The organism is Microbacterium hominis, assembly GCF_013282805.1.
Classification (GTDB): Bacteria; Actinomycetota; Actinomycetes; order Actinomycetales; family Microbacteriaceae; genus Microbacterium; species Microbacterium hominis_B.
This window is the reverse complement of record NZ_CP054038.1, coordinates 2,343,215-2,367,767: the sequence shown is the minus strand read 5'-3', so window position 1 is coordinate 2,367,767 and position 24,553 is coordinate 2,343,215. Positions and strand designations below refer to the sequence as shown.

At 71.3% G+C, this 24,553-nt stretch carries 26 protein-coding genes; 24 read left to right on the top strand and 2 right to left on the bottom strand.

The genetic code is table 11. The annotated features are described in order from the left end of the window. Window positions 1–19 precede the first annotated feature (19 nt). Complete coding sequence (lexA, locus tag HQM25_RS10775) at window positions 20–700, bottom strand: transcriptional repressor LexA (protein WP_172990228.1); 681 nt, start codon at window positions 698–700, stop codon at window positions 20–22. A gap of 256 nt (window positions 701–956) precedes the next feature. Here lexA and HQM25_RS10770 point away from each other — a divergent pair, with 256 nt between their 5' ends. From HQM25_RS10770 to HQM25_RS10740, 7 genes are all read left to right on the top strand, one after another. Next, complete coding sequence (locus HQM25_RS10770; protein WP_172990227.1) at window positions 957–1,319, top strand: LysM peptidoglycan-binding domain-containing protein; 363 nt, start codon at window positions 957–959, stop codon at window positions 1,317–1,319. Between the two features lie 37 nt (window positions 1,320–1,356). Beyond that, entirely contained in the window at window positions 1,357–2,451 is a 1,095-nt protein-coding gene (locus HQM25_RS10765; RefSeq protein WP_172990226.1) for a histidinol-phosphate transaminase, read from the top strand. Beyond that, window positions 2,448–3,056: an imidazoleglycerol-phosphate dehydratase HisB gene (gene hisB / locus HQM25_RS10760; protein ID WP_172990225.1), complete on the top strand. Its 609-nt coding sequence runs from the start codon at window positions 2,448–2,450 to the stop codon at window positions 3,054–3,056. The genes HQM25_RS10765 and hisB overlap by 4 nt, the downstream gene beginning before the upstream one ends. Continuing rightward, window positions 3,053–3,703, top strand: a complete 651-nt coding sequence (gene hisH, locus HQM25_RS10755) for an imidazole glycerol phosphate synthase subunit HisH (RefSeq protein ID WP_172990224.1) — start codon at window positions 3,053–3,055, stop codon at window positions 3,701–3,703. Before hisB ends, hisH begins: the two co-directional genes overlap by 4 nt. Before the next feature lie 54 nt (window positions 3,704–3,757). Then, window positions 3,758–4,504: a bifunctional 1-(5-phosphoribosyl)-5-((5-phosphoribosylamino)methylideneamino)imidazole-4-carboxamide isomerase/phosphoribosylanthranilate isomerase PriA gene (gene priA / locus HQM25_RS10750; protein WP_172990223.1), complete on the top strand. Its 747-nt coding sequence runs from the start codon at window positions 3,758–3,760 to the stop codon at window positions 4,502–4,504. Continuing rightward, a complete protein-coding gene (locus HQM25_RS10745; RefSeq protein WP_172990222.1) occupies window positions 4,488–5,282 on the top strand; it encodes an SseB family protein in 795 nt (264 codons plus the stop codon). The genes priA and HQM25_RS10745 overlap by 17 nt, the downstream gene beginning before the upstream one ends. 74 nt (window positions 5,283–5,356) lie before the next feature. Further along, a complete protein-coding gene (locus tag HQM25_RS10740) occupies window positions 5,357–6,748 on the top strand; it encodes a pyridoxal phosphate-dependent decarboxylase family protein (protein ID WP_172990221.1) in 1,392 nt (463 codons plus the stop codon). A gap of 36 nt (window positions 6,749–6,784) precedes the next feature. Here HQM25_RS10740 and HQM25_RS10735 read toward each other — a convergent pair whose 3' ends face one another. After that, the gene (locus HQM25_RS10735) at window positions 6,785–7,162 is read right to left on the bottom strand and encodes a DUF1844 domain-containing protein (RefSeq protein ID WP_438803633.1); all 378 of its coding nucleotides are present in this window, start codon (window positions 7,160–7,162) and stop codon (window positions 6,785–6,787) included. A gap of 265 nt (window positions 7,163–7,427) precedes the next feature. Here HQM25_RS10735 and infC point away from each other — a divergent pair, with 265 nt between their 5' ends. From infC to HQM25_RS10650, 17 genes are all read left to right on the top strand, one after another. After that, a complete protein-coding gene (gene infC / locus HQM25_RS10730; RefSeq protein ID WP_172991626.1) occupies window positions 7,428–8,045 on the top strand; it encodes a translation initiation factor IF-3 in 618 nt (205 codons plus the stop codon). Window positions 8,046–8,136: 91 nt separating this feature from the next. After that, a complete protein-coding gene (gene rpmI, locus HQM25_RS10725; protein ID WP_172990219.1) occupies window positions 8,137–8,331 on the top strand; it encodes a 50S ribosomal protein L35 in 195 nt (64 codons plus the stop codon). Between the two features lie 33 nt (window positions 8,332–8,364). Further along, the gene (gene rplT / locus HQM25_RS10720) at window positions 8,365–8,748 is read left to right on the top strand and encodes a 50S ribosomal protein L20 (protein WP_172990218.1); all 384 of its coding nucleotides are present in this window, start codon (window positions 8,365–8,367) and stop codon (window positions 8,746–8,748) included. Between the two features lie 89 nt (window positions 8,749–8,837). Continuing rightward, window positions 8,838–9,644, top strand: coding sequence for a TrmH family RNA methyltransferase (locus tag HQM25_RS10715; RefSeq protein WP_172990217.1), 807 nt, complete (start codon window positions 8,838–8,840; stop codon window positions 9,642–9,644). 82 nt (window positions 9,645–9,726) lie between these two features. Beyond that, window positions 9,727–10,524 carry an amino acid ABC transporter ATP-binding protein gene (locus tag HQM25_RS10710; protein WP_438803599.1) on the top strand — a complete coding sequence of 266 codons (798 nt, stop codon included), beginning with the start codon at window positions 9,727–9,729 and terminating at the stop codon, window positions 10,522–10,524. Between the two features lie 83 nt (window positions 10,525–10,607). Further along, window positions 10,608–11,483, top strand: a complete 876-nt coding sequence (locus tag HQM25_RS10705) for a glutamate ABC transporter substrate-binding protein (RefSeq protein WP_172990216.1) — start codon at window positions 10,608–10,610, stop codon at window positions 11,481–11,483. 74 nt (window positions 11,484–11,557) lie between these two features. Further along, the gene (locus HQM25_RS10700; protein ID WP_172990215.1) at window positions 11,558–12,205 is read left to right on the top strand and encodes an amino acid ABC transporter permease; all 648 of its coding nucleotides are present in this window, start codon (window positions 11,558–11,560) and stop codon (window positions 12,203–12,205) included. Then, window positions 12,202–13,137, top strand: a complete 936-nt coding sequence (locus tag HQM25_RS10695) for an amino acid ABC transporter permease (RefSeq protein WP_172990214.1) — start codon at window positions 12,202–12,204, stop codon at window positions 13,135–13,137. Before HQM25_RS10700 ends, HQM25_RS10695 begins: the two co-directional genes overlap by 4 nt. 37 nt (window positions 13,138–13,174) lie before the next feature. Next, window positions 13,175–14,239 (top strand): phenylalanine--tRNA ligase subunit alpha, encoded by a 1,065-nt coding sequence (gene pheS, locus HQM25_RS10690; RefSeq protein ID WP_254359284.1) that lies wholly within the window; start codon window positions 13,175–13,177, stop codon window positions 14,237–14,239. Next, complete coding sequence (pheT, locus tag HQM25_RS10685; protein ID WP_172990213.1) at window positions 14,239–16,770, top strand: phenylalanine--tRNA ligase subunit beta; 2,532 nt, start codon at window positions 14,239–14,241, stop codon at window positions 16,768–16,770. Before pheS ends, pheT begins: the two co-directional genes overlap by 1 nt. A gap of 183 nt (window positions 16,771–16,953) precedes the next feature. Continuing rightward, window positions 16,954–17,931, top strand: coding sequence for an NAD-dependent epimerase/dehydratase family protein (locus tag HQM25_RS10680; RefSeq protein WP_172990212.1), 978 nt, complete (start codon window positions 16,954–16,956; stop codon window positions 17,929–17,931). A gap of 214 nt (window positions 17,932–18,145) precedes the next feature. Next, complete coding sequence (argC, locus tag HQM25_RS10675) at window positions 18,146–19,192, top strand: N-acetyl-gamma-glutamyl-phosphate reductase (protein WP_172990211.1); 1,047 nt, start codon at window positions 18,146–18,148, stop codon at window positions 19,190–19,192. Next, on the top strand, window positions 19,189–20,346 hold the full coding sequence (gene argJ / locus HQM25_RS10670; protein WP_172990210.1) for a bifunctional glutamate N-acetyltransferase/amino-acid acetyltransferase ArgJ: 1,158 nt from the start codon (window positions 19,189–19,191) through the stop codon (window positions 20,344–20,346). The genes argC and argJ overlap by 4 nt, the downstream gene beginning before the upstream one ends. Continuing rightward, on the top strand, window positions 20,343–21,242 hold the full coding sequence (gene argB / locus HQM25_RS10665; RefSeq protein WP_172990209.1) for an acetylglutamate kinase: 900 nt from the start codon (window positions 20,343–20,345) through the stop codon (window positions 21,240–21,242). Before argJ ends, argB begins: the two co-directional genes overlap by 4 nt. Then, entirely contained in the window at window positions 21,239–22,459 is a 1,221-nt protein-coding gene (locus tag HQM25_RS10660; protein WP_172990208.1) for an acetylornithine transaminase, read from the top strand. The genes argB and HQM25_RS10660 overlap by 4 nt, the downstream gene beginning before the upstream one ends. Further along, a complete protein-coding gene (argF, locus tag HQM25_RS10655) occupies window positions 22,456–23,379 on the top strand; it encodes an ornithine carbamoyltransferase (RefSeq protein ID WP_172990207.1) in 924 nt (307 codons plus the stop codon). The genes HQM25_RS10660 and argF overlap by 4 nt, the downstream gene beginning before the upstream one ends. Continuing rightward, entirely contained in the window at window positions 23,358–24,536 is a 1,179-nt protein-coding gene (locus HQM25_RS10650; protein WP_254359282.1) for a DUF418 domain-containing protein, read from the top strand. Before argF ends, HQM25_RS10650 begins: the two co-directional genes overlap by 22 nt. Window positions 24,537–24,553 lie beyond the last annotated feature (17 nt).

The window sequence follows — 24,553 nt, the reverse complement described above, 5'->3', positions numbered from 1 at the left end:
CCGGTAGCGCCCGCGCCGCTCAGACCGTGCGCAGCACGGCCACGACCTTGCCGAGCACGACCGCCTCGTCGCCGAGGATCGGCTCGAACGCGGAGTTGCGGGGGAGGAGCCAGGTGTGGCCGTCGCGCTGGCGGAAGGTCTTCACCGTCGCCTCGCCGTCGAGCATCGCGGCCACGATGTCGCCGTTGTCAGCCGTGGCCTGCGTGCGGACGACGACCCAGTCGCCGTCGCAGATGGCCGCGTCGATCATCGACTCGCCGCTGACCTTGAGCATGAACAGGTCGCCCTTGCCGACCAGCTGCCGCGGGAGCGGGAAGATCTCCTCGATCTGCTGATCGGCGGTGATGGGCACGCCGGCGGCGATCCGGCCCACGAGCGGCACGAGCGCGGCGTCGCCCACGCTCGGCGCGGTGTCGGCCGGGTTCTCGGCGGCGGTGCCGGGAAGGTCGATGAGCACCTCCATCGCCCGTGTCTTGCCCGGGTCGCGCCGGAGGTAGCCGCTGAGCTCGAGCTGGTTGAGCTGGTGGGTCACGCTCGAGAGCGACTTCAGGCCGACGGCGTCGCCGATCTCGCGCATGCTCGGCGGGTAGCCGTGCCGTGCGATAGAGCGCTGGATCACCTCGAGGATCGCGAGCTGCTTGTCGCTGAGGCTCTTGCGGCGCCGGGTCTGGGGCCTCTCGCGCCCGGTCGACTCGCTCATGTCGGCTCCCGTCTCGCCGCCCGACGGGCAGCGGTCTTCGAATGTCGGAGGCCCGTGGTGGGGTGTCCGTATCGAAACCGTATCCGGTTCACCGCCCGCGCGGGCGCATGTTATCCCGCGTGTCGCTTCGACAGAAGCGGTTCGGTTCCGATCGTTGACAGGTTCCAGCATCGAAGATAGATTCGGAAAAGAGATTCGCATCCGGCGCACCCGGCCGTTCGGCGGGTGCGAATCTCTTCCCGGCCTTGGAGGAGACATGACCGCTCTCAGCCCCGTTCTCACCGCCCCGACCGTCCCGTCGGCGACCCGGCTCCGCCTCACCGTCCGAGGCCGGCGCGTGCTCGCCGCCCTCGCCGCCCTGCCCGCCGTGGCGGTGCTGTGCGCGGTCGTCCTCGGGGGCGGCGCCGCACTCGCGTCCCGCGATGCCGGGGCGCCCGTCGGCTCCTTCGAGACGGTGATCGTCGAGTCCGGCGACACGCTGTGGGCGATCGCGCAGCAGGTCGCCCCCGCCGCCGACCCGCGCGACGTGGTCGACGACCTGGTGCGGCTGAACGCCCTCGACGGCGTCTCGCTCCAGGCCGGTCAGCGCCTCGCGATCCCCGCGGAGTACTCCCACTGATCCACCGGCCGCGGTCCGGGCCCCACCGCGCCCTACCATGGGACAGGTGACCGTTCGCCTCGACGACCTCCCCCTCCGCGACGACCTCCGCGGAAAGAAGCCCTACGGCGCTCCGCAGGCTCCGTTGCCCATCGCCCTGAACGTCAACGAGAACACGCATCCGGTGCCGCAGGAGGTCGCCGACGACATCCTCGACTCGATCGCTCTCGCGCTGCGCGACGTGAACCGGTACCCCGACCGCGAGTTCACCGCCCTGCGGGAGGGCTTCGCCGACTACCTCGGCCACGGACTCACGCGGGAGCAGATCTGGGCCGCCAACGGCTCGAACGAGGTGCTCCAGCACGTGCTGCAGGCGTTCGCCGGTCCAGGACGCACGGCGTTCGGGTTTACACCCACGTACTCGATGTACCCGCTGCTCACGCGCGGCACCGGAGCGACGTGGATCGCGGGCGAGCGTGGGGCCGACTTCTCGGTCGATGCGTCCTCCGCGGCATCCCAGGTGGCCGACGCGGCACCCGATGTGGTGTTCCTGTGCGCGCCCAACAACCCGACCGGCACCCCGATGGGGCTCGACGTGATCGAAGCCGTCTACGACGCGACCCTGGGAATCGTGGTCGTCGACGAGGCCTACCAGGAGTTCGCTCCGCGCGACGAGCGCTCCGCGCTCACGCTTCTTCCCGGGCGCGAGCGGCTCGTCGTCTCGCGCACCATGAGCAAGGCCTTCGCCTTCGCGGGTGCGCGCGTGGGCTATCTCGCGGCCGACCCCGCGCTCGTGGACGCGCTCCGACTCGTGCGGCTGCCGTATCACCTCAGCTCGCTCACGCAGGCGGCGGCGGGCGCCGCCCTCCGCCACGCCCCCACCATGCTGCGCATGGTCGACGAGATCGTCGATCAGCGCGATCGCATCTCGGCCACGCTCGAGGCGCTCGGGTACGTCGCCTACGAATCGTGGACCAACTTCGTGCTGTTCGGCGGCGTCGACAACCCGGCCCGCACGTGGCAGGAGCTCTATGACCGGGGCGTGCTCATCCGCGACGTCGGCATCCCGCACCACCTGCGGGTGTCGGCAGGGACCGAGCAGGAGACCACCGCGTTCCTGGACGCGCTCGCGTCGATAGACTCGGCCGCATGACCGCCACGCACCGCACCGCGTCGATCCGGCGTGCCACGAGCGAGTCGACGGTCGAGCTGGAGCTCGATCTCGACGGAACGGGCCGGAGCCGCATCGACAGCAGCGTGCCGTTCTTCGACCACATGCTGACGGCGTTCGCCAAGCACTCGCTGACCGACCTCACGGTGCGCGCTTCGGGCGACACCGACATCGACGCGCACCACACGGTCGAGGACATCTCGATCGTGCTGGGCCAGGCGATCCGCGAGGCGCTCGGCGACAAGTCGGGCATCTCGCGCTACGGCGATGCCCTGGTCCCGCTCGACGAGGCGCTCGCGCAGGCCGTCGTCGACATCAGCGGCCGCCCCTACCTCGTGCACACCGGCGAGCCGGAAGGCTTCGAGCACCACCTCATCGGCGGCCACTTCACGGGATCGCTGGTGCGGCACACCTTCGAGGCGATCTCCTACAACGCCGCTCTCACGGTGCATGTGCGCGTGCTGTCGGGCCGCGACCCCCACCACATCGCCGAGGCCGAGTACAAGGCGTTCGCGCGGGCGTTCCGGCAGGCCAAGGCGCTCGACCCTCTGGTCGATGGCATCCCGAGCACCAAGGGCGCCCTGTGACCTCGAAGCCGCTCGTGGCCGTGCTGGACTACGGCTCGGGCAATGTCCACTCGGCCGTCAAGGCCCTCGCCGCCGCCGGAGCCGACGCACGGCTGACGGCGGACCGCGGCCTCGTGCGCGACGCCGACGGGCTCGTCGTGCCCGGCGTCGGCGCGTTCCGCGCCGTGATGGATGCCCTCCGGGCCAGCCGCGGCGACGAAATGATCGGACGTCGTCTGGCCGGTGGTCGTCCCGTGCTGGGCATCTGCGTGGGCATGCAGGTGCTCTTCGAGCACGGCGTCGAACGTGGCGCCGACACGGTCGGGCTCGGCGAGTGGCCCGGCGCCGTCACCGAACTCGACAACCCCGTGCTGCCGCACATGGGCTGGAACACCGTCGCGCCCGGAGAGGGCTCGCGGCTGTTCCGGGGCATCGAGGACGAGCGGTTCTACTTCGTCCACTCCTACGGCGCCCAGCAGTGGACGCTCGACGTCATCCCGCCCTTCCCGCAGCCCGCCGTGACCTGGTGCACCTACGGCGAGCCGTTCATCGCCGCCGTCGAGAACGGACCGCTGTCGGCGACGCAGTTCCACCCCGAGAAATCGGGGGAGGCGGGCATCCGGCTGCTCGCGAATTGGATCGACGGCCTCGGCAGGGCTACCCTCTGAGATCGTGCCATCTCCGGGAGCGCGGGCTCCCGTGATCTCGCCACCCGAGGAGCCATGAACGATTTCGCGTCTACGCCCACGCTGACCCTCCTGCCCGCCGTCGACGTCGCCGACGGCAAGGCCGTCCGCCTCACGCAGGGCGAAGCCGGAACGGAGACCAGTTACGGCGACCCGGTCGACGCGGCCGGCGAGTGGGCCCGCCAGGGCGCCGAGTGGATCCACCTCGTCGACCTGGATGCCGCCTTCGGCCGCGGCAGCAACGCGGCGATCATGCGCAAGGTGATCCGTCAGTACAAGAACGTCCAGATCGAGCTCTCGGGCGGGATCCGCGACGACCGCTCGCTGGAGGCCGCGCTGGAAAGCGGCGCCGCGCGCGTGAATCTCGGCACGGCGGCGCTGGAGAACCCCGAGTGGGCTGCCGACGTCATCGGCCGCTACGGCGAGGCCATCGCCGTCGGCCTCGACGTGCGGGGCACGACGCTCGCCGCACGTGGCTGGACCCGCGAGGGCGGCGACCTGTGGACCGTGCTCGACCGGCTCGAGGCCGCCGGCTGCAGCCGCTACGTCGTCACCGACGTGACCAAGGACGGCACGCTGCAGGGCCCGAACCTCGAACTGCTGCGGCAGATGACCGCCCGCACGCCCAAGCCTGTGGTCGCCTCGGGCGGGATCTCGAGCCTCGACGACATCGCGGCGCTGCGCGAGCTCGTCCCGCTGGGCGTCGAGGGCGCGATTGTGGGCAAGGCCCTCTATGCGGGCGCCTTCACGCTCGCCGAGGCCCTGGATGTCGCCGGACGCTGAGACGCCGGAACCCCCTGCCGGCCCCCACCACCACGGCGACTCCGCCGGGGTTCCGTGGGAGGGCCGCAGCTTCCAGGCGAACCCGCACGCCGGCGATGACGGCTCGGCCGACCCCGCGCTCGCCGCGGCGCTGCGCGCCTTCCGCGCCGGCGAGGTCGGCCAGGACGCCGTCGTCGACGCCTACCGGTCCGCGCGCCTGCTGATTCCCCTCGTCGCAGAGAAGGGCGATGAGGGCGTCGGCCCGCACGGCCTGGCGGTCGACAAGACGCAGGAGCTGTCGATCGTCACGGTGGCCGCGCCCGACGGGCGTCGCGTGCTGCCCGTCTTCAGCGACGTGGCGTCGATGAGCCGCTGGGATGCCGCGGCGCGGCCGATTCCCGCCGACGGCATGCGCACGGCGCTGGCCGCCTCGAGCGACGACACCGATCTCATCGTGCTCGACCCGGGGTCGCCGACAGAGTTCGTGCTGCGCCGCCCCGCGGTCTGGGCGATCGCGCAGGGGCAGCGGTGGGAGCCCAGCTTCGCCTCTCCCGAGGTGTACGCGGGTCTTCAGGCGAGCATCGGGGGAGAGCTGGCCGTGCTCGACCTCTCCGTCGGCCCCGGCGACCCGACGGCGCGCCTGCGGGGTCCGGAGCTGATCGTGCGCCTCCACCTCATCGACGGGCTCGAGAAGGACGCGCTCGACGCCGTGCTGACGCGCCTGGCCACGCGCTGGGCCGCCGACGACCGCATCGCGGTGCTCGTGGACTCGCTGGAGGTCAAGCTGGTCCGCGCCTGATCGGCGCCGCGCTGCGGCATCCACCCCTTGCATGCTCTTGCGAGAGGGCGGAGGATGCCCGCGGGGGTGGGTCGATGGACGAGGCGACCGAACGCGAGCGGATGCGGGCCGCACTGGCGCGGGCGCAGCGCCACGCGGACGACTGGCTCGACACGCTGGCCGAGCGGGCGATCCGCCCCGATGTCGGCATCGAGGGGATGCCGGCACGCGTGGATTCCGTGCTGCCGGCGTCGGGGCGGGAGGCGGCCGCGGTCATCGACGAGCTGGCCGCCGCCGTGGAACCCGGCCTCATGGCGATGGGCTCGCCGCGGTTCTACGGGCTGGTGATCGGCGGAGCGCATCCCGCGGCCCTCGCCGCGGACTGGCTGGTGTCGGCATGGGACCAGAACACCGGGTCGCGCCGCACGGCACCGGGGACGGCGGCGATCGAGGAGGTCGCGGGGGAGTGGCTCCTCGAGCTGCTCGGCCTGCCGGAGGGGAGTGCCGTGGGCTTCACCACCGGCGCCACCAGCGCGAACCTGTCGTGTCTGGTGACCGGCCGCGATACCGTGCTGCGCCGCCGCGGACACGACGTCGCGGTCGCAGGCCTCGCGGGCGCTCCGCGGCTGCGCTTCCTCGCCGGCGACGCGGTCCACAGCTCCGTGGTGCTGGCCGGGCGGATCGCCGGCATGGGGGCGCCCCAGCGCGTCGGCGGCGACGAGCAAGGGCGCATCGATGTCGCGGGGCTCGAGCGGGCCCTTGCGGCCGACCCCGACGCGCCGACCGTGGTCGCCCTCCAAGCCGGCGACGTGCACTCGGGCGCGTTCGACGGCTTCGAGGCGGCGATCGGCCTGGCCCGCGCCGCGGGGGCGTGGGTGCACGTCGACGGGGCGTTCGGGCTGTGGGCGGCGGCCTCGCCGCGCCATGCCCACCTGGTCGCCGGAATGGACGGCGCCGACTCGTGGGCGACCGACGCCCACAAGACCCTCAACGTGCCGTACGACTGCGGCGTCGCGGTCGTGCGCGACCGGGCCGCGATGGCCGCATCGCTGGGCGTGCAGGCCGCCTACCTGCCCGGGGCGAGCGGAGTGCCCGACCCGTGGGATCGGGTGCCGGAGCTGTCGCGTCGCGCGCGCGGCGTGACCGTCTGGGCGGCGCTGCGCGCGCTCGGCCGCGACGGCGTCGCCGGACTGGTCGATGGCCTCGTCGCCGCCGCGACCGACCTGGCAGCGGGGTTCGGTGCGATCCCCGGGATCGATGTGCTCAATGACGTCGTCTTCACCCAGGTGTGCCTGGCGGCGCGCGACGACGCCGAGACGGCTGCGCTCGGGGAGTGGCTGCGCGCGGAGGGCACGGTCTGGGCGTCGTCGTCGATGTGGCACGGTCGCACGATCGTGCGCTTCGCCGTGAGCAACCGCGGCACCGACGCCGAGGCGGTGCGCCGCACGGTCGACGCGGTCGAGCGGGGGGTGCGAGCGCTGCGCTGACGCCGCCGGTCGGGACGGCTGGTCACGCAGAGCCGGTCAGGTGACCGGCCCGGTCCACTTCTCGCCGGGGCCCTTGCCGATCGGGTCGGGGATCGTGGATGCCTCGCGGAATGCCAGCTGGAGCGAACGCAGCCCGTCGCGCAGCGACCGCGCGTGCATGTCGCTGATCTCGGGGGCACCGGCGGTGATGAGGCCGGCGAGGGCGTTGATGAGCTTTCGCGCCTCGTCGAGGTCGGTCTGGTGGGCGGGGTCGTCGGCGAGGCCGACCTTGACCGCGGAAGCGCTCATGAGGTGCACCGCGGCGGTGGTGATGACCTCCACGGCGGGCACGTCGGCGATGTCGCGCGTGGCGGCCGAGGCGGCCTTCTCCTGCTCCTCCCAACGGGCGTGGCGGTCGTCGTCGGAGCCGGGAATCGTGGTCACGTCGTACTTTCTGCTAGACTTTGGCGGGCTCCGGAGCGTTCTGCTCCGGAACGAAAGAGGATCACATCCCACCCGCGCTTGCCGCTCCAGGCTACCGGGTCCACGCACTCCGCTCCGATTCGCTCTGCGACGGAGTCGGTCAGGGTGCAGAGCCGGCGCCTGGCGTCGGGTCGGGTGGAATGAACTCCTCTTCCGCCCGCGATGCACCCGCGTCGCGGTCGCCGTCTTCGCAGCATCCGCACAAGAGGAGTTCCGCATCAGCGATCCCCGCACCAATGAGCGCATCCGCGTTCCCGAGGTCCGACTCGTCGGTCCCAACGGTGAACAGGTCGGCGTCGTCCGCATCGAAGTTGCGCAGCGTCTGGCTCAGGAGGCCGATCTCGACCTGGTCGAGGTGGCCCCCAACTCGAAGCCTCCCGTCGTCAAGATCATGGATTACGGGAAGTTCAAGTACGAGGCCGCTCAGAAGGCCAAGGAAGCCCGCCGCAACCAGGCGAACACGGTCCTCAAGGAGGTCCGCTTCCGGCTGAAGATCGAAGCGCACGACTACATCACCAAGCTCAAGCGCGCCGAGGGCTTCCTGAAGTCCGGCGACAAGGTGAAGGCGATGATCCTGTTCCGCGGCCGCGAGCAGTCGCGCCCCGAGCAGGGTGTGCGCCTGCTGCGCAAGTTCGCTGAGGACGTCGCCGAGTTCGGCACCGTCGAGTCCAACCCGACGATCGACGGTCGCAACATGGTGATGGTGGTCGCACCGCACAAGAACAAGTCCGAGGTGAAGACGGAGCAGAACGCCCAGCGCGCGGCGAACAAGGAGGCGGCACGGTCCGCCCGCAGCGGCTCCGCAGAATCGGCCGACCCGGCGCCCGCCGAGTAGGCCCCACAGACTCCCGCCCCGGCGGGACACCGACTCCCGCCGTGCGGGAAACACCCCAGCCCGTAGGGCGAAATCGATAAGGAACGAGAAGATGCCGAAGCAGAAGACGCATTCGGGCGCCAAGAAGCGCTTCAAGGTCACCGGCAGCGGGAAGATCATGAAGCAGCAGGCCAACCTGCGCCACAACTTCGAGGGCAAGCCCACGAAGCGCACCCGCCGCCTGTCGCAGGACCAGGTGCTCGCACCGGGTGACGCCAAGGTCGCCAAGAAGCTCCTCGGCCGCTGATCGCGCCGACGCACCGAATAGGAACGAAACGAAATGGCTAGAGTCAAGCGGGCTGTCAACGCCCACAAGAAGCGTCGCGTCATCCTCGAGCGCGCATCCGGTTACCGCGGGCAGCGCTCGCGCCTGTACCGCAAGGCGAAGGAGCAGGTCACCCACTCGCTCGTCTACGCGTACCGCGACCGTCGCAAGCGCAAGGGCGACTTCCGCCGCCTGTGGATCCAGCGCATCAACGCCGCCGCCCGTCAGAACGGCATCACGTACAACCGCTTCATCCAGGGCCTCGGCCTCGCGGGTGTGCAGGTCGACCGCCGCATGCTGGCGGAGCTGGCCGTGAACGAGCCGGCCGTCTTCGCCTCGCTCGTCGCGACCGCCAAGGGCGCGCTGCCCGAGAACGTCAACGCTCCCAAGAGCGCCTGAGTCTCGGCACCACGACACCCCGAAGGGCGCCCTCCTCGCGGAGGGCGCCCTTCGCGCGTTCCGGCGCGCGGCCACCCTAGACTGAGCGTGTGCTCGAGAACCCGCGTTCCCCTCGTGTGCGCGCCGTCGCGAAGCTGACCAAGCGCGGTGCGCGCCAGGAGACGGGGCTGTTCCTGCTCGAGGGACCGCAGGCGGCACGCGAGGCCCTCGCCTGGCGACCCGACACGGTGATCGAGCTGTTCGCGACGCCGTCCGCGATGGAGCGCCACGCCGATGTGCGCGCCGCGGCGAAGGACGCGGGCCTGGAGATCGTGTACGCGACGGAGGCCGTCATCGACGCGATGGCCGACACCGTCACACCGCAGGGGATCGTCGCCGTCGCACGGCAGACCCCCACGTCGCTGCGCGACGTGTTCGCGGCATCCCCTCGGCTGATCGCCATCTGCGAAGAGGTCCGCGATCCGGGCAACCTCGGCACCATCATCCGCGCCGCCGACGCCTCCGGGGCCGACGCGGTCATCCTGACCGGCCGCACGGTCGATCCGTACAACCCCAAGGTGGTGCGCTCGACCACCGGCTCTCTGTTCCACCTCCCGATCGCCGTGGGTGCGGAGCTGCCGACCGTGGTCGAGCGCGCGCACGCGGCCGGGGTGCGCGTGGTCGCCGCCGACGTCGGCGGCGGAGACTTCCTGGCCGAGCGCGCCCAGCTCGCCGCGCCGACCGCGTGGCTGTTCGGCAATGAGGCGCGCGGTCTCGACGAACACGCGCTCGGACTTGTAGATGCCTCGCTGAAGCTCCCGATCTACGGTCAGGCGGAATCGCTCAATCTGGCCACTGCGGCGAGCGTCTGCCTGTACGAGACGGCCTTCGCGCAGCGCGCCGCTGCGGCGACCTGATCGATTCCGAGTCTGTTACAGATCGGTAAAGGTCGGGGCAATCCCCCTGGGGTCGCGCCGAGCGCGGCAATAGTGTGTGGACATGGCGACTCCTGATGCCCCCGCTGCCGCGCCTCGCACCTCGAACATCAACGTGCGCCGCGGCGAGCCGTTGGTCGTCGTGGAGCACGTCGACAAGCACTTCGGCGAACTCCACGTGCTCCGCGATATCAACACCGTCGTGACCCGCGGCGAGGTGGTGGTCGTGATCGGCCCGTCGGGCTCGGGCAAGTCGACGCTGTGCCGCGCCATCAACCGCCTCGAGACGATCGACTCCGGCACGATCACGATCGACGGCGAGCCGTTGCCCGAGGAGGGCCGAGGGCTCGCCCGGCTGCGTGCGGACGTGGGCATGGTGTTCCAGTCCTTCAATCTCTTCGCACACAAGACGGTGCTCGAGAACGTGACGCTCGGCCCGATCCGGGTGCGCGGCATGAAGAAGAAGGATGCCGACGAGAAGGCGATGCAGCTGCTCGACCGCGTCGGTGTGGCCAACCAGGCGCAGAAGATGCCCAACCAGCTCTCGGGCGGTCAGCAGCAGCGTGTCGCGATCGCGCGCTCCTTGGCGATGAACCCGAAGCTCATCCTGATGGACGAGCCCACGAGCGCCCTCGATCCCGAGATGATCAACGAGGTGCTCGACGTCATGATCGGCCTCGCGGCCGAGGGCATGACGATGATCGTCGTCACCCACGAGATGGGCTTCGCGCGCAAGGCGGCCGACCGGGTGCTCTTCATGGCCGACGGCGCCATCGTCGAGGAGGCCACGCCCGAGCAGTTCTTCACCAACCCGCAGAGCGACAGGGCCAAGGACTTCCTCTCGAAGATCCTGGAGCACTGAACGACCCCCGGCCGCCCCCAACGGCCGGGCACCGAGAGGCGGGTCGCCACGAGCGACCCGCACGCACAGCAAAGGACGAAGACATGAAGCGACTGAGACTCCCTTTGATCGCCCTGGCGGCTGCCGGCGCGCTCGCGCTCACGGCGTGCGCGGGCGGTGACACCACCACCGGTGACGGCGGCGACGACACGACCGCGCCGGAGGAGGTCACGTTCGAAGAGGGCACGACGATGGCCGAGCTCAACGAGGCCGGCGCCATCACGATCGGCACGAAGTTCGACCAGCCGCTGTTCGGACTCATGGGCCCGTCGAGCGTGCCCGAGGGCTTCGACGTCGAGATCGGCAAGATCCTCGCCGGCAAGCTCGGCATCGCCGAGGAGAACATCGAGTGGGTCGAGACCGTCTCGGCCAACCGCGAGCCGTTCATCGAGAACGGGCAGGTCGACATCGTGATCGCGACCTACACGATCAACGACACCCGCAAGGAGGTCGTCTCGTTCGCAGGGCCGTATTACATGGCCGGCCAGTCGATCCTGGTGCTCGCCGACAACGAGGACATCCAGAGCGAGGAAGACCTCGTCGGGCAGCCCGTCTGCTCCGTGACCGGGTCGACCCCCGCCGAGAACCTCGCAGAGCTGGGCGCGGAGCCGGTGCTGACCGACACCTACTCGAACTGCCTCGAGCCGCTGCGCAACGGCTCGGTCGTGGCCGTCTCGACCGACAACGTGATCCTCGCGGGCCTGGCAGCCCAGAACGAGGGCGAGTTCAAGGTCGTCGGCGAGCCGTTCACCGAGGAGCCGTACGGCATCGGCCTCGCGCTCGACGACACCGACTTCCGCATGTGGATCAACGACGCGCTCGAGGAGTCGTACGAGGACGGCTCGTACGAGGAGGCGTGGAACGCGACCGCAGGGACCGTCCTGCCGTTCATCGACCCGCCTGCACCGGACCGCTACTGATCGATCGGATGCCCCGGCCCGCCCTGTGCGGCGTGCCGGGGCATCCGCTCCCATGACATGAGGAAGGAGGGGGAGTGGAACAGTACCTGTCGCTGTGGCCGACGTTCTGGGAAGGCTTCCAGATGACGTTGCTGCTGCTCGCGGTCTCGGGTGTGGCCTCGCTGATCCTCGGCACCGTCATCGCTGCGATGCGCATCTCGCCCATCGGCTCGCTGCGCACGTTCGCCGCGTTCTGGACCGAGATCGCCCGCAACACCCCGCTCACGCTCGTCTTCTTCTTCTTCGTGTTCGTCATCCCGTTCCTCGGCCTGCGGCTGCCGTTCGTGCCGCTGGCGATGGGCGCGCTCGCGTACTACACGTCGCCGTTCGTGGCGGAGGCACTGCGCTCGGGCATCAACGGCGTGCCGGTCGGTCAGGCCGAAGCGGCGCGCAGCATCGGGCTCGGATTCGGCCAGACGGTCTCGCTCGTGGTGCTGCCGCAGGCGTTCCGCATGACCATCCCCCCTCTCATCAACGTCTTCATCGCCCTCACCAAGAACACCTCGGTCGCGGGCGGCTTCTTCGTGCTCGAGCTGTTCGCGGTCACGCGCGCGCTCGCCAACTCGAACGGCAACATGGTCATAGCGATCCTGCTCACCGCCGCCGCGCTGTACCTGGTCATCACGGTCCCGCTGGGCTTGCTGGCCGGTCAGCTCGAGAAGCGACTGGTGGTGCGCCGATGACCGCTCCCAGCGTCCTCTTCGACGCGCCCGGCCCCCGTGCCCGGCGCCTGTCGCTCATCGCCTCGATCGCGGGCATCGTCGTCATCGCGGCGCTGCTCGTCTGGGTGGGCATCATCCTGGCCACCCCCCGTCAGTCCGGCGGCATCACGGTGCCGGGCATGTTCGACCCGTCGCGGTGGAACATCTTCCTCGACCCCGAGGTGTGGACCTTCATCGGCCGCGGCGTGATCGGCACGCTCCAGGCGGCCGCGCTCGCCGCCATCGGAGCGATGGCGCTCGGCATCGCGTTCTCCCTCATGCGCTCCTCGACGATCGCGTGGGTGCGCATCCCCACGGCCTGGCTCATCGAGTTCCTGCGCGGCATGCCCGTGCTGCTGATGATGCTGTTCATCCTGCTTGTCGCCTCCACCCAGGCGCTCTGGGCGGTGGTCATCGCGCTCGCGCTCTACAACGGCACGCTCATCGGCGAGGCGCTGCGCGCCGGCCTCGCCGCGCTGCCCCGCGGGCAGCGCGAGGCGGCGCTGAGCGTGGGCATGCGCGAATTCCAGTCGAAGATCCTCGTGGAGTTCCCGCAGGCGTTCCGCCAGATGCTGCCGATCATCGTGGCGCAGCTGGTGGTGCTGCTCAAGGACACCTCGCTCGGCTACATCGTCGGCTACAACGAGCTCATCCGCACGACCATGAACAACCTGGCGAGCTTCTACGGCAACCGCTACCTGTTCTCGCTGTTCGTGGTGACCCTCGTCATCTATCTCGCGATCAACCTGTCACTGTCGTGGTTCGCGCGCTGGCTCTCGCGGCGCACGGCCAGCGGCGGGCGCAAGGTGAAGGCGGGCGGAAACGGCACGGCGACGCCCGGGCAGGCCGACCCCACCTCGGCGATCCGGCTCGCGCAGGCCAACGCGGAAGCGCGGCAGGCCGGAGCGCAGTGACGGATCGACCCGGCACCCGCCGGTAGACTCGACTCTCGTGTCTGACGCGCACGAGATCCCCGAACCCCCGACCACCGGCATCACGGCCGAAGCGGTCGAGCAGGCCGTCGACGGCGCCCTCGCGGCGATCGCCGCGGCCGCCGACACCGCCGAGCTCAAGGCCGCGCGCGCCGCGCACACCGCGGAGGGCTCGCCGCTGGCGAGGCTCAACGCGCGGATGCGCGAGGTGCCGCCCGAGAAGAAGGCGGAGTTCGGCAAGCTCGTCGGCCAGGCCCGCGGGCGGGTGAACCAGGCCCTGGCGTCCCGCGAGGAGGAGCTCGCAGCTGCCGAGACGGCTGCCAAGCTCGAGGCCGAGCGCGTCGACATCACGGCGCTGGCCCACCGCGCACGCGTGGGGGCGCGGCATCCCCTCACCCTCCTCCAGGATCAGATCGGCGACATCTTCACCGGCATGGGGTGGGAGGTCGCAGAAGGCCCCGAGCTCGAGCACGAGTGGTACAACTTCGACGCACTCAACCTCGACGAGGACCACCCCGCGCGCCAGATGCAGGACACGTTCTACGTCGACCCGGTCGCGCGCCACCTGGTCATGCGCACCCACACGAGTCCCGTCCAGGTGCGCTCGATGCTCGAGCGCGACCTGCCGATCTACATCGTGTGCCCGGGCCGCGCCTACCGCACCGACGAGTACGACGCCACGCACCTGCCGGTGTTCTCCCAGTTCGAGGGTCTCGTGATCGACAAGGGCATCACGATGGCCCACCTCAAGGGCACGCTCGATCACGTCGCGAAGGCCCTGTTCGGCGCCGAGGCGAAGACGCGGTTCCGCACCAACTTCTTCCCGTTCACCGAGCCGTCGGCCGAACTCGACCTGTGGCACCCGACCTTCAAGGGCGGCGCGCGCTGGATCGAGTGGGGCGGCTGCGGCATGGTCAACCCCAACGTCCTGCGCGCCGCGGGCATCGATCCCGAGGAGTACTCGGGCTTCGCCTTCGGCATGGGCATCGAGCGGACCCTCATGTTCCGCTCCGATGTGCAGGACATGCGCGACATGGCCGAAGGCGATGTGCGCTTCAGCGAGCAGTTCGGAATGGTGGTCTGATGCGCGTCCCTCTCTCGTGGCTGCGTGAGTACGTCGACGTCCCCGCGGACGCGACGCCCGATGATGTGCTGGCGGCGCTGGTGTCGGTCGGCTTCGAGGAGGAAGACGTCTTCCGCTTCGAGCTGCAGGGCCCGATCGTCGTCGGCGAGGTGCTCGAGTTCGTCGAGGAGCCCCAGTCCAACGGCAAGACGATCCGCTGGTGCCAGGTGCGGGTCGCGCCCGACGGCCAGACGGCGGCCGATGGCGGGGATGCCGTGCACGGCGTGGTCTGCGGCGCGCGCAACTTCTTCCCCGGCGACAAGGTCGTGGTGACCCTTCCCGGCGCCGTGCTGCCGGGGCCGTTCCCGATCGCCGCCCGCAAGACCTACGGACACGTGTCGGACGGCATGATCGCTTCGGCCAAGGAGCTCGGCCTCGGCGACGAGCACAGCGGCATCCTGCGCCTGGTCGAGCTCGGCATCGACGCGCCCGTCGGCACCGACGCGATCGCTCTGCTGGGTCTCGACGACGTCGCCGTCGATGTGAACGTCACCCCCGACCGCGGCTATGCGCTCTCGATCCGCGGCATCGCCCGCGAGTACGGGCACGCCACCGGGGCGGCGTTCCGCGACCCCGCCGACCGCCCGTGGGGCGAGCTCCAGCAGCCGGCCGGGGGCTTCGCGGTCGCCGTCGACGACGTCTCGCCGATCCGCGGCCGGGTGGGCGCCTCCGAGTTCGTCGCGCGGATCGTGCGCGACGTCGATCCGACCAAGCCGACGCCCGCGTGGATGGTCGCGCGGCTCACCCTCGCCGGCATCCGGTCGCTGGGCATCCTGATCGACATCACCAACTACGTGATGGTCGAGCTCGGCCAGCCGATACACGGGTACGACCTCGACAAGCTCGCCGGCGGCATCACCGTGCGCCGCGCGACGGCGGGCGAGAAGCTCGAGACCCTCGACGGCAAGGTGCGCACGCTCCACGCCGACGACCTCCTCATCACCGACGAGTCCGGTCCGATCGGCCTCGCCGGCGTCATGGGCGGCGGCACCACCGAGATGAGCGGCGCCACGCGCAACGTGCTCATCGAGGCGGCGACCTTCGACACCGTCTCGATCGCGCGCACCGCCCGCCGGCACAAGCTGCCGAGCGAGGCATCCCGTCGCTTCGAGCGCGGCGTCGACCCGGCGATCCCCTTCGTGGCCGCCCGCCGCGTCGCCGACCTCATGGTCGAGTTCGCCGGGGGCACGCATGATCTCGAGGTCGGCGGAGCGCTGTTCGCGACCGTCGAGCAGTCGGCGATCGCGCTGCCCGCGGGCTTCGTCCCCGGGCTCATCGGCGTCGGCTACACCGACGACACCATCACCGGTGCGCTCGAGATGATCGGCTGCGAGGTGCGCGCGCAGGAGTCCGGCTGGTCGGTGACCCCGCCCACCTGGCGCCCCGACCTGACCGACAAGTGGACGCTCGCCGAAGAGGTCGCCCGCATCGACGGCCTCGACAAGATCCCCTCGGTGCTGCCGGTCCCACCCTCGGGCCGGGGCTTCACCGCCGCACAGCACGGCCGTCGGCGCGTGGCCAACGCCCTCGCCGCCGCCGGGTTCGTCGAGACGCCCTCGTTCCCCTTCACGACCGAGGAGCAGAACGACCTGCACGCGTCGGCGTCGGGCGGGCACCTGCCGAGCATCAAGCTCGCCAACCCGCTCGACGGGCAGGCGCCCTTCCTGCGGCGCACCCTCGTGCCGGGCCTGCTGAGCGTCGCCCACCGCAACCTGTCGCGCGGCTTCACCGATCTCGCCCTGTTCGAGACCGGCTCGGTGTTCCTGCCCGCGCCGGGCGTGCCCTACGGCACGGCGACCGTGCCGCCGCTGGCGGTGCGCCCCGACGCGGCGACCCTCGCCGACCTCGATGCGGCCATCCCGCCGCAGCCGCGCCACGTTGCCGTGCTGCTGACCGGCAGCCGCCTCGCCAAGCAGCCGGGTGTGGCCGCCGAGCCGTTCGATCTCGTCGACGCGCTCGATGCCGTGCGCACGATCGCGGCGGCCGCCGGTGTGACGATCGACGTCGCCCAGGGGGAGCGTGCCGCGCTGCATCCCGGGCGCACGGGTGTGCTGAGCGTCGACGGCGAAGAGGTCGGGTACGTCGGCGAGGTGCTGCCTGCCGTATCCGCAGACGCCGATCTGCCCGGCCGCGTGCTGGTCGCCGAGCTGAACCTGGACCGCGTGCTGGAGCGTGCGGGCGGTCGCGTCGTGGCCGCCTCGCTCTCGGGCTATCCGGCCGCGACGCAGGACGTCTCGCTGGTGGTGGGGTCATCCGTCACCGCGGGCGACGTGCGCGCCGCGCTGGTCGAGGGCGCGGGCGACCTGCTGGAGTCGGTTCGTCTCGTGGACGACTACCGCGGTGCGGGTGTCGCCGAGGGTGCGAAGAGCCTCACGTTCGCGCTGCGCTTCCGCGCCGCCGATCGCACGCTGACGGCGGCCGAGGCGACCGAGGCCAAGCTCGCCGGCGTCGCCGTGGCGGCCGAGCGGTTCGGCGCGACACTGCGCGAGTAGACAGCGCCGGCGGGGCCGCCGAACCCGCGTGCAGAACTCCGGAACTTCGCGCCGCATCGGCGCCGGCCGAATCCGCCGGCCCGGGCAGGAGCGCGGATCTCCGGAGTTCTGCACGCTCACGCCGGCGTTCCGCCGTGAGCGGAACGCCCGTGTTCCCGCCGCAGTCTCTGCTTGGGTGGGCCCATGACCGAAGTGCTCGTGCTGGGCGGAACCGGATGGCTGAGCGGTCGCATCGCGGCCCTGTGGCGGGATGCCGGAGCCGCCGTCACGTGTGTGGCGCGCGGGTCCCGCCCGGCGCCGGAGGGCACGGCGCTCCACGTCGCCGACCGCGACGCGCCCGATGCCTACGACGCTCTGGCGGAGCGCGAGTGGGACGAGGTCGTCGACGTCTCCTCGGTGCCCGAGCACGCCGCGGCGGCCGTCGACGCCCTCGCCGGGCGCGCCCGGCACTGGACGTACGTCTCCTCGCTGTCGGTCTATGCGGCGAACGACGTCGTGGGCGCCGACGAGTCCGCCCCGACGGCCGAGCCCGCCCAACCGGGCGACGAGTACGACTACTCGCGGGCGAAGGCCGCGGCCGAGCACACGGTGCGCGAAGCCCTGCCCGGTCGTGCCGCGATCGTGCGACCCGGTCTCATCGTGGGCGACGGCGACCCTACCGACCGCTTCGGCTACTGGGTCTCGCGCTTCGCGCTCGCCGGCGACGGGCCCGTGCTCATCCCGGGCGACGAGCGCCGCACGCAGGTGATCGACGTCGACGACCTCGCGGCCTTCGTCGGCCGGCTCGGCGCGCGGCAGTGGGTGGGCGTCGTCAACGCCACCGGCCCGTCGACGGCCCTGCGGGACGTGCTTCACCTCGCGCGCGAGGTGGCCGGCCACACCGGGGCAGTCGTCGCGGCATCCGATGACCAGCTCCTCGCCCACGAGGTCTCGTACTGGATGGGGCCGCGCTCGCTGCCGCTGTGGCTCCCCGCCGACATGCCGGGGTTCGCCACCCGCTCGATCGACGTGTACCGGCGGGAGGGCGGACTTCTGCGTCCCCTGCGGGAGACGCTCGCGCGCACGCTCGACGACGAGCGCACCCGCGGACTCGCGCGCGAGCGCCGCGCCGGCCTCACGCGCGTCGACGAGCGGGGGATCATCGACGCGCTGATCTCCTGATTTGCGGATGCCGCGGCGCGGCCGCTATCGTCGGCGCATGCCTTCGGCACTTCAGGGACCCGCCGCGCTCGCTCCGAGCGTCGCTCCCGCGCGCCGACGCCGCCTCCGTCTGGACGGCCGCCGAATCTAGGCGACCCCGCGAGGCTCTGCGACGGAGCCTGGGTGCGGGCGTCGCCGTCTCCGGCCCCCCGTTCCAGACTCTAAGGTTGAATCCATGACGTTTTCGGTCGCCGTCTCCGGCGCATCCGGCTATGCGGGCGGCGAGATCCTGCGGATCCTCGCCGCACATCCCGACGTCGAGATCCGCACGGTCACCGCGCACTCCAACGCGGGCCAGCCGCTGATCCAGCACCAGCCGCACCTGCGCTCGCTCGCGCACCTGACCCTGCAGAACACGACGCCCGAGGTCCTCGCCGGACACGACGTCGTCTTCCTCGCGCTGCCGCACGGGCAGTCCGGCCAGTACACCGACGCGCTCGGCGACACGCCGCTCGTGATCGACGCGGGTGCCGACCACCGGCTCGAGAGCCGCGAGGCGTGGGACGCCTTCTACGGCGGCGACTTCCACGACCCGTGGGCGTACGGGGTGCCCGAGCTGCCCGTCGCCGGAGCGAAGCAGCGCGACCGCCTCGTCGGCGCCACGCGCATCGCCGCGCCCGGCTGCAACGCCTCGACGGTCAGCCTCAGCCTCGCGCCGGGCGTCGCGGCGGGGGTCATCGACGCCGCGGACATCGTCTCGGTGCTCGCCGTGGGGCCCTCGGGCGCCGGCAAGAGCCTCAAGACCAATCTCCTCGCCAGCGAGATCCTCGGCACCGCCAACCCCTACGCGGTGGGCGGCACGCACCGTCACATCCCCGAGATCCGCCAGGCGCTGGTCGGCGCGGGGGCGACCGGCCCGGTCGGGATCTCGTTCACGCCGGTGATCGTCCCCATGGCCCGCGGCATCCTCGCGACCTCGACGGCGCCGATCGCCGCGGGCGCCTGTGACGATCAGATCCGCGCCGCGTGGGAGTCCGCGTACGGCGACGAGACGTTCGTGCAGCTGCTCCCGGCGGGATCCTTCCCCCGCACGGCCGATGTCGTGGGCGCCAACACCGCGTTGATGGGCCTCGCGATCGATCGCGCCGCGAACCGTGTCGTCGTCGTCACCGCCGTCGACAACCTCGTCAAGGGCACGGCCGGAGCCGCCGTGCAGTCCATGAACATCGCGCTGGGCCTCGCCGAGGGCACCGGCCTGTCAGTGAACGGAGTCGCGCCGTGAGCGTCACCACGCCCCAGGGCTTCGAGGCGGCCGGCGTCGCCGTCGGCCTCAAGTCGACCGGCAAGCCCGACGTCGCGGTCGTCGTCAACCGCGGCCCGCTCAAGGTGGGCGCCGCCGTCTTCACGAGCAACCGCGCGAAGGCCAACCCGATCATGTGGTCGGAGCAGGTCGTCGCCGACGGCGTGGTCGAGGCGATCGTGCTGAACTCCGGCGGCGCCAACTGCTTCACCGGCTCGTTCGGCTTCCAGACCACCCACCAGACGGCCGAGAAGGCCGCCGAGCTGCTCGAGGTGAGCGCGGGCGACGTGCTCGTGTGCTCGACCGGGCTCATCGGCACCGGCGACGAGGTGTTCCGTGCGAAGGTGCTCGCCGGCACGGCCCAGGGCATCGCCGAGCTCTCCGCCGACGGTGGCGAGGCCGCATCGCTGGCGATCATGACCACCGATTCGAAGCCCAAGCGCGCCGCGCGCACCGGCGCGGGCTGGGCGATCGGCGGCATGGCCAAGGGGGCCGGGATGCTGGCGCCGGGCCTTGCCACGATGCTCGTCGTGATCACCACCGACGCCGTGCTCACCGCCGCCGAGGCCGACGCCCACCTGCGCGCCGCGACCGGCGTCACCTTCGATCGACTCGACTCGGACGGCTGCATGTCGACCAACGACCAGGTGACGCTGATGGCCAGCGGCGCTTCCGGCATCGCCCCCGATCCGGAGGAGTTCCGCCGTCTGCTGACGGAGGTCTCCGACGACCTCGCGGCGCAGCTGCAGGGGGATGCCGAGGGCGCGAGCCACGACATCTCCATCGACGTGGTCGGCGCGGCCAGTGAGGCCGACGCGGTCGAGGTCGGCCGCTCCGTCGCCCGCAACAACCTCTTCAAGGCGGCGATCTTCGGCAACGACCCGAACTGGGGGCGCGTGCTCGCCGCCATCGGCACCACGCAGGCGGTCTTCGATCCGTACGACGTCGATGTCTTCATGAACGGCGTGCGGGTGTGCACGGCCGGCGGCCCCGACCGGCCGCGCGAAGAGGTCGACCTGACGCCCCGGGCGACCAGCGTGCGCATCGACCTCAAGTCGGGCGACGCCGCGGCGCTGATCCGCACGAACGACCTCACGCACGACTACGTCCACGAGAACAGCGCGTACTCCTCATGACCGATATCCAGGACACCGATCCCACCGAGGCCAGCACCCGGGCGGTCACGCTCATCGAGTCGCTGCCGTGGCTCAAGCGCTTCCGCGAGCAGATCGTCGTGATCAAGTACGGCGGCAACGCGATGGTGAGCGAGGAGCTGCAGGACGCCTTCGCCGCCGACATCGCCTACCTCCGCTACGTCGGCGTCAAGCCCGTCGTGGTGCACGGCGGCGGCCCGCAGATCTCCTCGATGCTCGACCGCCTCGCGATCCCGAGCGAGTTCAAGGGCGGGTACCGCGTCACCAGCACCGAGGCGATCTCGGTGGTGCGCATGGTGCTCACCGGTCAGATCAACCCGCAGCTGGTCTCCAAGATCAACGCGCACGGCCCGGTCGCGACCGGCCTCAGCGGTGAGGACGCCGGCCTGTTCGGCGGACGACGCCGCGGCGTCGTCATCGAGGGGATCGAGCACGACCTCGGCCGAGTGGGCGATGTCGTCGAGGTCGACCCGCAGCCGGTGCTCGACCAGATCGCCGCGGGTCGCATCCCCGTCGTCTCCAGCATCGCGCCCGACCTCGACCACCCCGGGCACTCGCTCAACGTGAACGCCGACGCCGCGGCATCCGCCCTCGCCGTCGCGCTCGGGGCGGCCAAGCTCGTCGTGCTCACCGATGTGCCGGGACTGTACGCCGACTGGCCGAACCGCGATTCGCTCGTCTCGCACCTGACCTCGACCGACCTGCGCGCGATGATGCCGAAGCTCGAGTCGGGCATGATCCCCAAGATGACCGCGTGTCTGGAGGCCGTCGAGGGCGGCGTCGAGACGGCGGCCATCATCGACGGACGCGTGCCGCACTCGGTGCTCGTCGAGATCTTCACCAGCAAGGGAATCGGAACAGAGGTGGTGCTCGGATGACATGGCAGGATGACGCGGGTCGAGACCTCGTCCGCAGCTTCGGCGATCGCATGGCGATGTTCGTGCGCGGCGAGGGATCGTATCTGTGGGATGCCGAGGGCACCCGCTACCTGGACTTCCTCGCGGGCATCGCGGTGAACTCCCTCGGGCACGCGCACCCCGCCTTCGTCGAGGCGATCTCCCGGCAGGCGGCGACCCTCGCGCACGTGTCGAACTACTTCGCCACGCCGCCGCAGCTGGAGCTCGCGAGCCGCCTCAAGCGCCTCGCGGGAACCGGAGACCGCGGCCGCATCTATTTCGGCAACTCGGGCGCCGAGGCCAACGAGGCGGCGTTCAAGCTCGCCCGCCTGCACGGCGGTGCGGACCGCCCCCGCATCCTCGCGCTGCGCGACGCGTTCCACGGCCGCACGATGGGCACCCTGGCCCTCACCGGCAAGCCCTGGATGCAGGAGCCCTTCCTGCCGATGACCCCCGGGGTCGAGTTCATCGACTCGACCGTCGAGGCGCTCGAGGCGGCACTCGACGACCGTGTCGCGGCGCTGTTCGTCGAGCCCGTCAAGGGCGAGGCGGGCGTCATCGACCTCCCTGACGGCTTCCTGCAGGCCGCGCGCGCACTCACGGGGCAGCACGGCGCCCTGCTGATCGTCGACGAGATCCAGACCGGCGCCGGGCGCACGGGGGAGTGGTTCGCCTTCCAGCACGCCGGCATCACGCCCGACGCGATCACGGTCGCCAAGGGCATCGGCGGCGGCTTCCCGATCGGCGCCCTCATCACCTACGGCGACGCGAGCGACCTGTTCTACCCCGGCACCCACGGCTCGACCTTCGGCGGCAATGCGCTGGGCACCGCGGTGGCCGGAGCCGTGCTCGGCGAGATCGAGGACGCGGGACTGGTCGCCAACGCGGCCGAGCGCGGCATCCAGCTGCGCGACGCGATCCTCGCGATCGATTCGCCGGTGATCGGTGGATGCCGCGGCCGCGGCCTCCTCATGGGCGTGGCCCTGCGCCACCCGGTCGCCAAGGCCGTCGTCGCGGCGGCGCAGACCCACGGGCTCATCGTCAACGCACCCAACGACGAGACGATCCGCCTCGTGCCGGCGCTGACCATCGGCGACGTCGAGATCGACGAGTTCATCCAGTTGTTCACCGCCGCCCTGCGCACCGTCGAGGACGCGCTCGTGCTCGACGGCGCCGCCCACCCGGAGGTTTCGAAATGACCCGTCACCTGCTGCGCGACGACGATCTCACCCAGGCCGAGCAGAACGAGATCCTCGATCTGGCGGTCGCGCTGAAGAAGGACCGCTGGAAGCTGAAGCCCCTCGAGGGCCCCCAGACGGTCGCCGTGATCTTCGACAAGTCGTCGACGCGCACGCGCGTGTCGTTCGCGGTGGGCATCGCCGACCTCGGCGGCTCGCCGCTGATCATCTCCACGGCCAACAGCCAGCTCGGCGGCAAGGAGACGCCCGCCGACACCGCGCGCGTGCTGGAGCGCCAGGTCGCCGCCATCGTGTGGCGCACCTACGCGCAGGCGGGCCTGGAGCAGATGGCCGAGGGTACGCGCGTGCCGGTGGTCAACGCGCTCAGCGACGACTTCCACCCGTGCCAGCTGCTGGCCGACCTGCTCACCATCAAGGAGCACAAGGGCGAGCTCCATGGGCTCACGCTCGCCTTCTTCGGCGACGGGATGTCGAACATGGCGCACTCGTACATGCTGGCGGGCGTCACCGCGGGCATGCACGTGCGCGTCGCGTCGCCGGAGGCGTACGCGCCCCGCGACGACGTGATCGCGGATGCCGATCTCCGGGCCGCCGAGACCGGCGGATCGGTCACCCTGTACACCGACCCCAACGAGGCCGCCGCCGGTGCCGACGTCATCGTCACCGACACGTGGGTCTCGATGGGCAAGGAGGAGGAGAAGCTCGCGCGACTGCGCGACCTCGGCGGCTACAAGGTCACGCAGGAGCTCATGGGCCTCGCCCAGGACGACGCGATCTTCATCCACTGCCTCCCGGCCGACCGCGGCTACGAGGTGGACGCCGAGGTGATCGACGGACCGCAGAGTGTCGTGTGGGACGAGGCGGAGAACCGCCTCCACGCCCAGAAGGCCCTCCTGGTGTGGCTGCTGCGGCAGGACTGACCGAGCCTCCCGCCGCGCGCTCCCACCTGGCGCGCGCGTGGCGACGCCTGACCGGGCCCGGCCGGGTCGCCGGCGTGGACCTCGCGCGGTCGCTCGCCGTGTTCGGCATGTTCGCGGCGCACCTGCTGCGGATCGACGCCCCGTTCACGTGGAGCGCGCCGGCGACCTGGATCGCGGTGGTCGACGGCAATTCGTCGATCCTCTTCGCCACGCTCGCGGGCGTGTCGATCGGACTCGCCACCGGCGGTGCGCGGCCCCTCGCCGGGGCGGCACTCGGCATCGCGCGCGGACGCCTGGCCGTGCGCGCCCTGTTCCTGTGGGTCCTCGGCGTCGCGCTCACCTTCACCGGGGTACCGGTGTTCGTCATCCTTCCCGCGTACGCGATCCTGTTCCTCCTCGCCCTCCCGCTGCTCGCGCTCCCCGCGCGCGTGCTGCTGCCCTCGGCGGCGGTCATCGCCCTGGTGATGCCGTGGGTGCAGGCGCTCATCGACGCCCAGCCGTTCTGGTCGCGTCCGACCGGCAGCGACGTCTCGCTGCTGCTGGGCTACCACTACCCGTTCACCACGTGGATCGCCTTCCTCATCGCTGGCCTGGGGCTGTCCCGTCTCGATGTGCGCCGCCTGCGCGTGCAGACCGGCGCGCTGCTCGCCGGCGCGGGCGTCTGCGCTCTCGGGTTCGGGCTGGATGCCGCTGCCCACCCGCCCGGGGCAGGCGACGCCGCCGCGGGGCGTGCGACGAGCGCGGCATCCACTCCCGATCTGTGGGACCAGGTGTGGACGGCCGAACCCCACTCGACGGGGATCCTGGAGGTGCTGGGATCCGGCGGATTCGCGATCGCGGTGATCGCGGCTTGCCTCCTCGTGTGCCGCACGCCGGTGCGCTGGGCGGTGCTGCCCCTGCGTGCCGTCGGGGCGATGCCGCTGACCGCCTACACCGCGCAGATCATCGGGTGGGGGATCGCGGCGTCGATCGTGCTCGGGGATGCGACCGATCTCGGCGGATTCCGCGACCTCGATCCCCTCGGGCCGTTCGTGCTGTGGACGATCGTGGGATGCACCGCGTGGGCGCTCCTGGTCGGCCGCGGGCCGGTGGAGTGGCTCGTCGATCGCACGGCGAAGGGCCTGGTGCGCGAGGACCGCATCGACATCGCACCGTGACGGGCGGCACTGCTGGG

Bases quoted from the DNA above. Each gene is read 5' to 3' on its own strand.
- argB (WP_172990209.1), top strand. From the start codon at position 20,343: ATGACCGATATCCAGGACACCGATCCCACCGAGGCCAGCACCCGGGCG.
- HQM25_RS10705 (WP_172990216.1), top strand. From the start codon at position 10,608: ATGAAGCGACTGAGACTCCCTTTGATCGCCCTGGCGGCTGCCGGCGCG.
- HQM25_RS10740 (WP_172990221.1), top strand. From the start codon at position 5,357: ATGGACGAGGCGACCGAACGCGAGCGGATGCGGGCCGCACTGGCGCGG.
- argC (WP_172990211.1), top strand. From the start codon at position 18,146: ATGACGTTTTCGGTCGCCGTCTCCGGCGCATCCGGCTATGCGGGCGGC.
- rpmI (WP_172990219.1), top strand. From the start codon at position 8,137: ATGCCGAAGCAGAAGACGCATTCGGGCGCCAAGAAGCGCTTCAAGGTC.
- argF (WP_172990207.1), top strand. From the start codon at position 22,456: ATGACCCGTCACCTGCTGCGCGACGACGATCTCACCCAGGCCGAGCAG.
- pheT (WP_172990213.1), top strand. From the start codon at position 14,239: ATGCGCGTCCCTCTCTCGTGGCTGCGTGAGTACGTCGACGTCCCCGCG.
- lexA (WP_172990228.1), bottom strand. From the start codon at position 700: ATGAGCGAGTCGACCGGGCGCGAGAGGCCCCAGACCCGGCGCCGCAAG.
- HQM25_RS10765 (WP_172990226.1), top strand. From the start codon at position 1,357: ATGGGACAGGTGACCGTTCGCCTCGACGACCTCCCCCTCCGCGACGAC.
- HQM25_RS10695 (WP_172990214.1), top strand. From the start codon at position 12,202: ATGACCGCTCCCAGCGTCCTCTTCGACGCGCCCGGCCCCCGTGCCCGG.
- hisB (WP_172990225.1), top strand. From the start codon at position 2,448: ATGACCGCCACGCACCGCACCGCGTCGATCCGGCGTGCCACGAGCGAG.
- priA (WP_172990223.1), top strand. From the start codon at position 3,758: ATGAACGATTTCGCGTCTACGCCCACGCTGACCCTCCTGCCCGCCGTC.
- HQM25_RS10710 (WP_438803599.1), top strand. From the start codon at position 9,727: ATGGCGACTCCTGATGCCCCCGCTGCCGCGCCTCGCACCTCGAACATC.
- rplT (WP_172990218.1), top strand. From the start codon at position 8,365: ATGGCTAGAGTCAAGCGGGCTGTCAACGCCCACAAGAAGCGTCGCGTC.
- HQM25_RS10680 (WP_172990212.1), top strand. From the start codon at position 16,954: ATGACCGAAGTGCTCGTGCTGGGCGGAACCGGATGGCTGAGCGGTCGC.
- HQM25_RS10770 (WP_172990227.1), top strand. From the start codon at position 957: ATGACCGCTCTCAGCCCCGTTCTCACCGCCCCGACCGTCCCGTCGGCG.
- HQM25_RS10660 (WP_172990208.1), top strand. From the start codon at position 21,239: ATGACATGGCAGGATGACGCGGGTCGAGACCTCGTCCGCAGCTTCGGC.
- HQM25_RS10745 (WP_172990222.1), top strand. From the start codon at position 4,488: ATGTCGCCGGACGCTGAGACGCCGGAACCCCCTGCCGGCCCCCACCAC.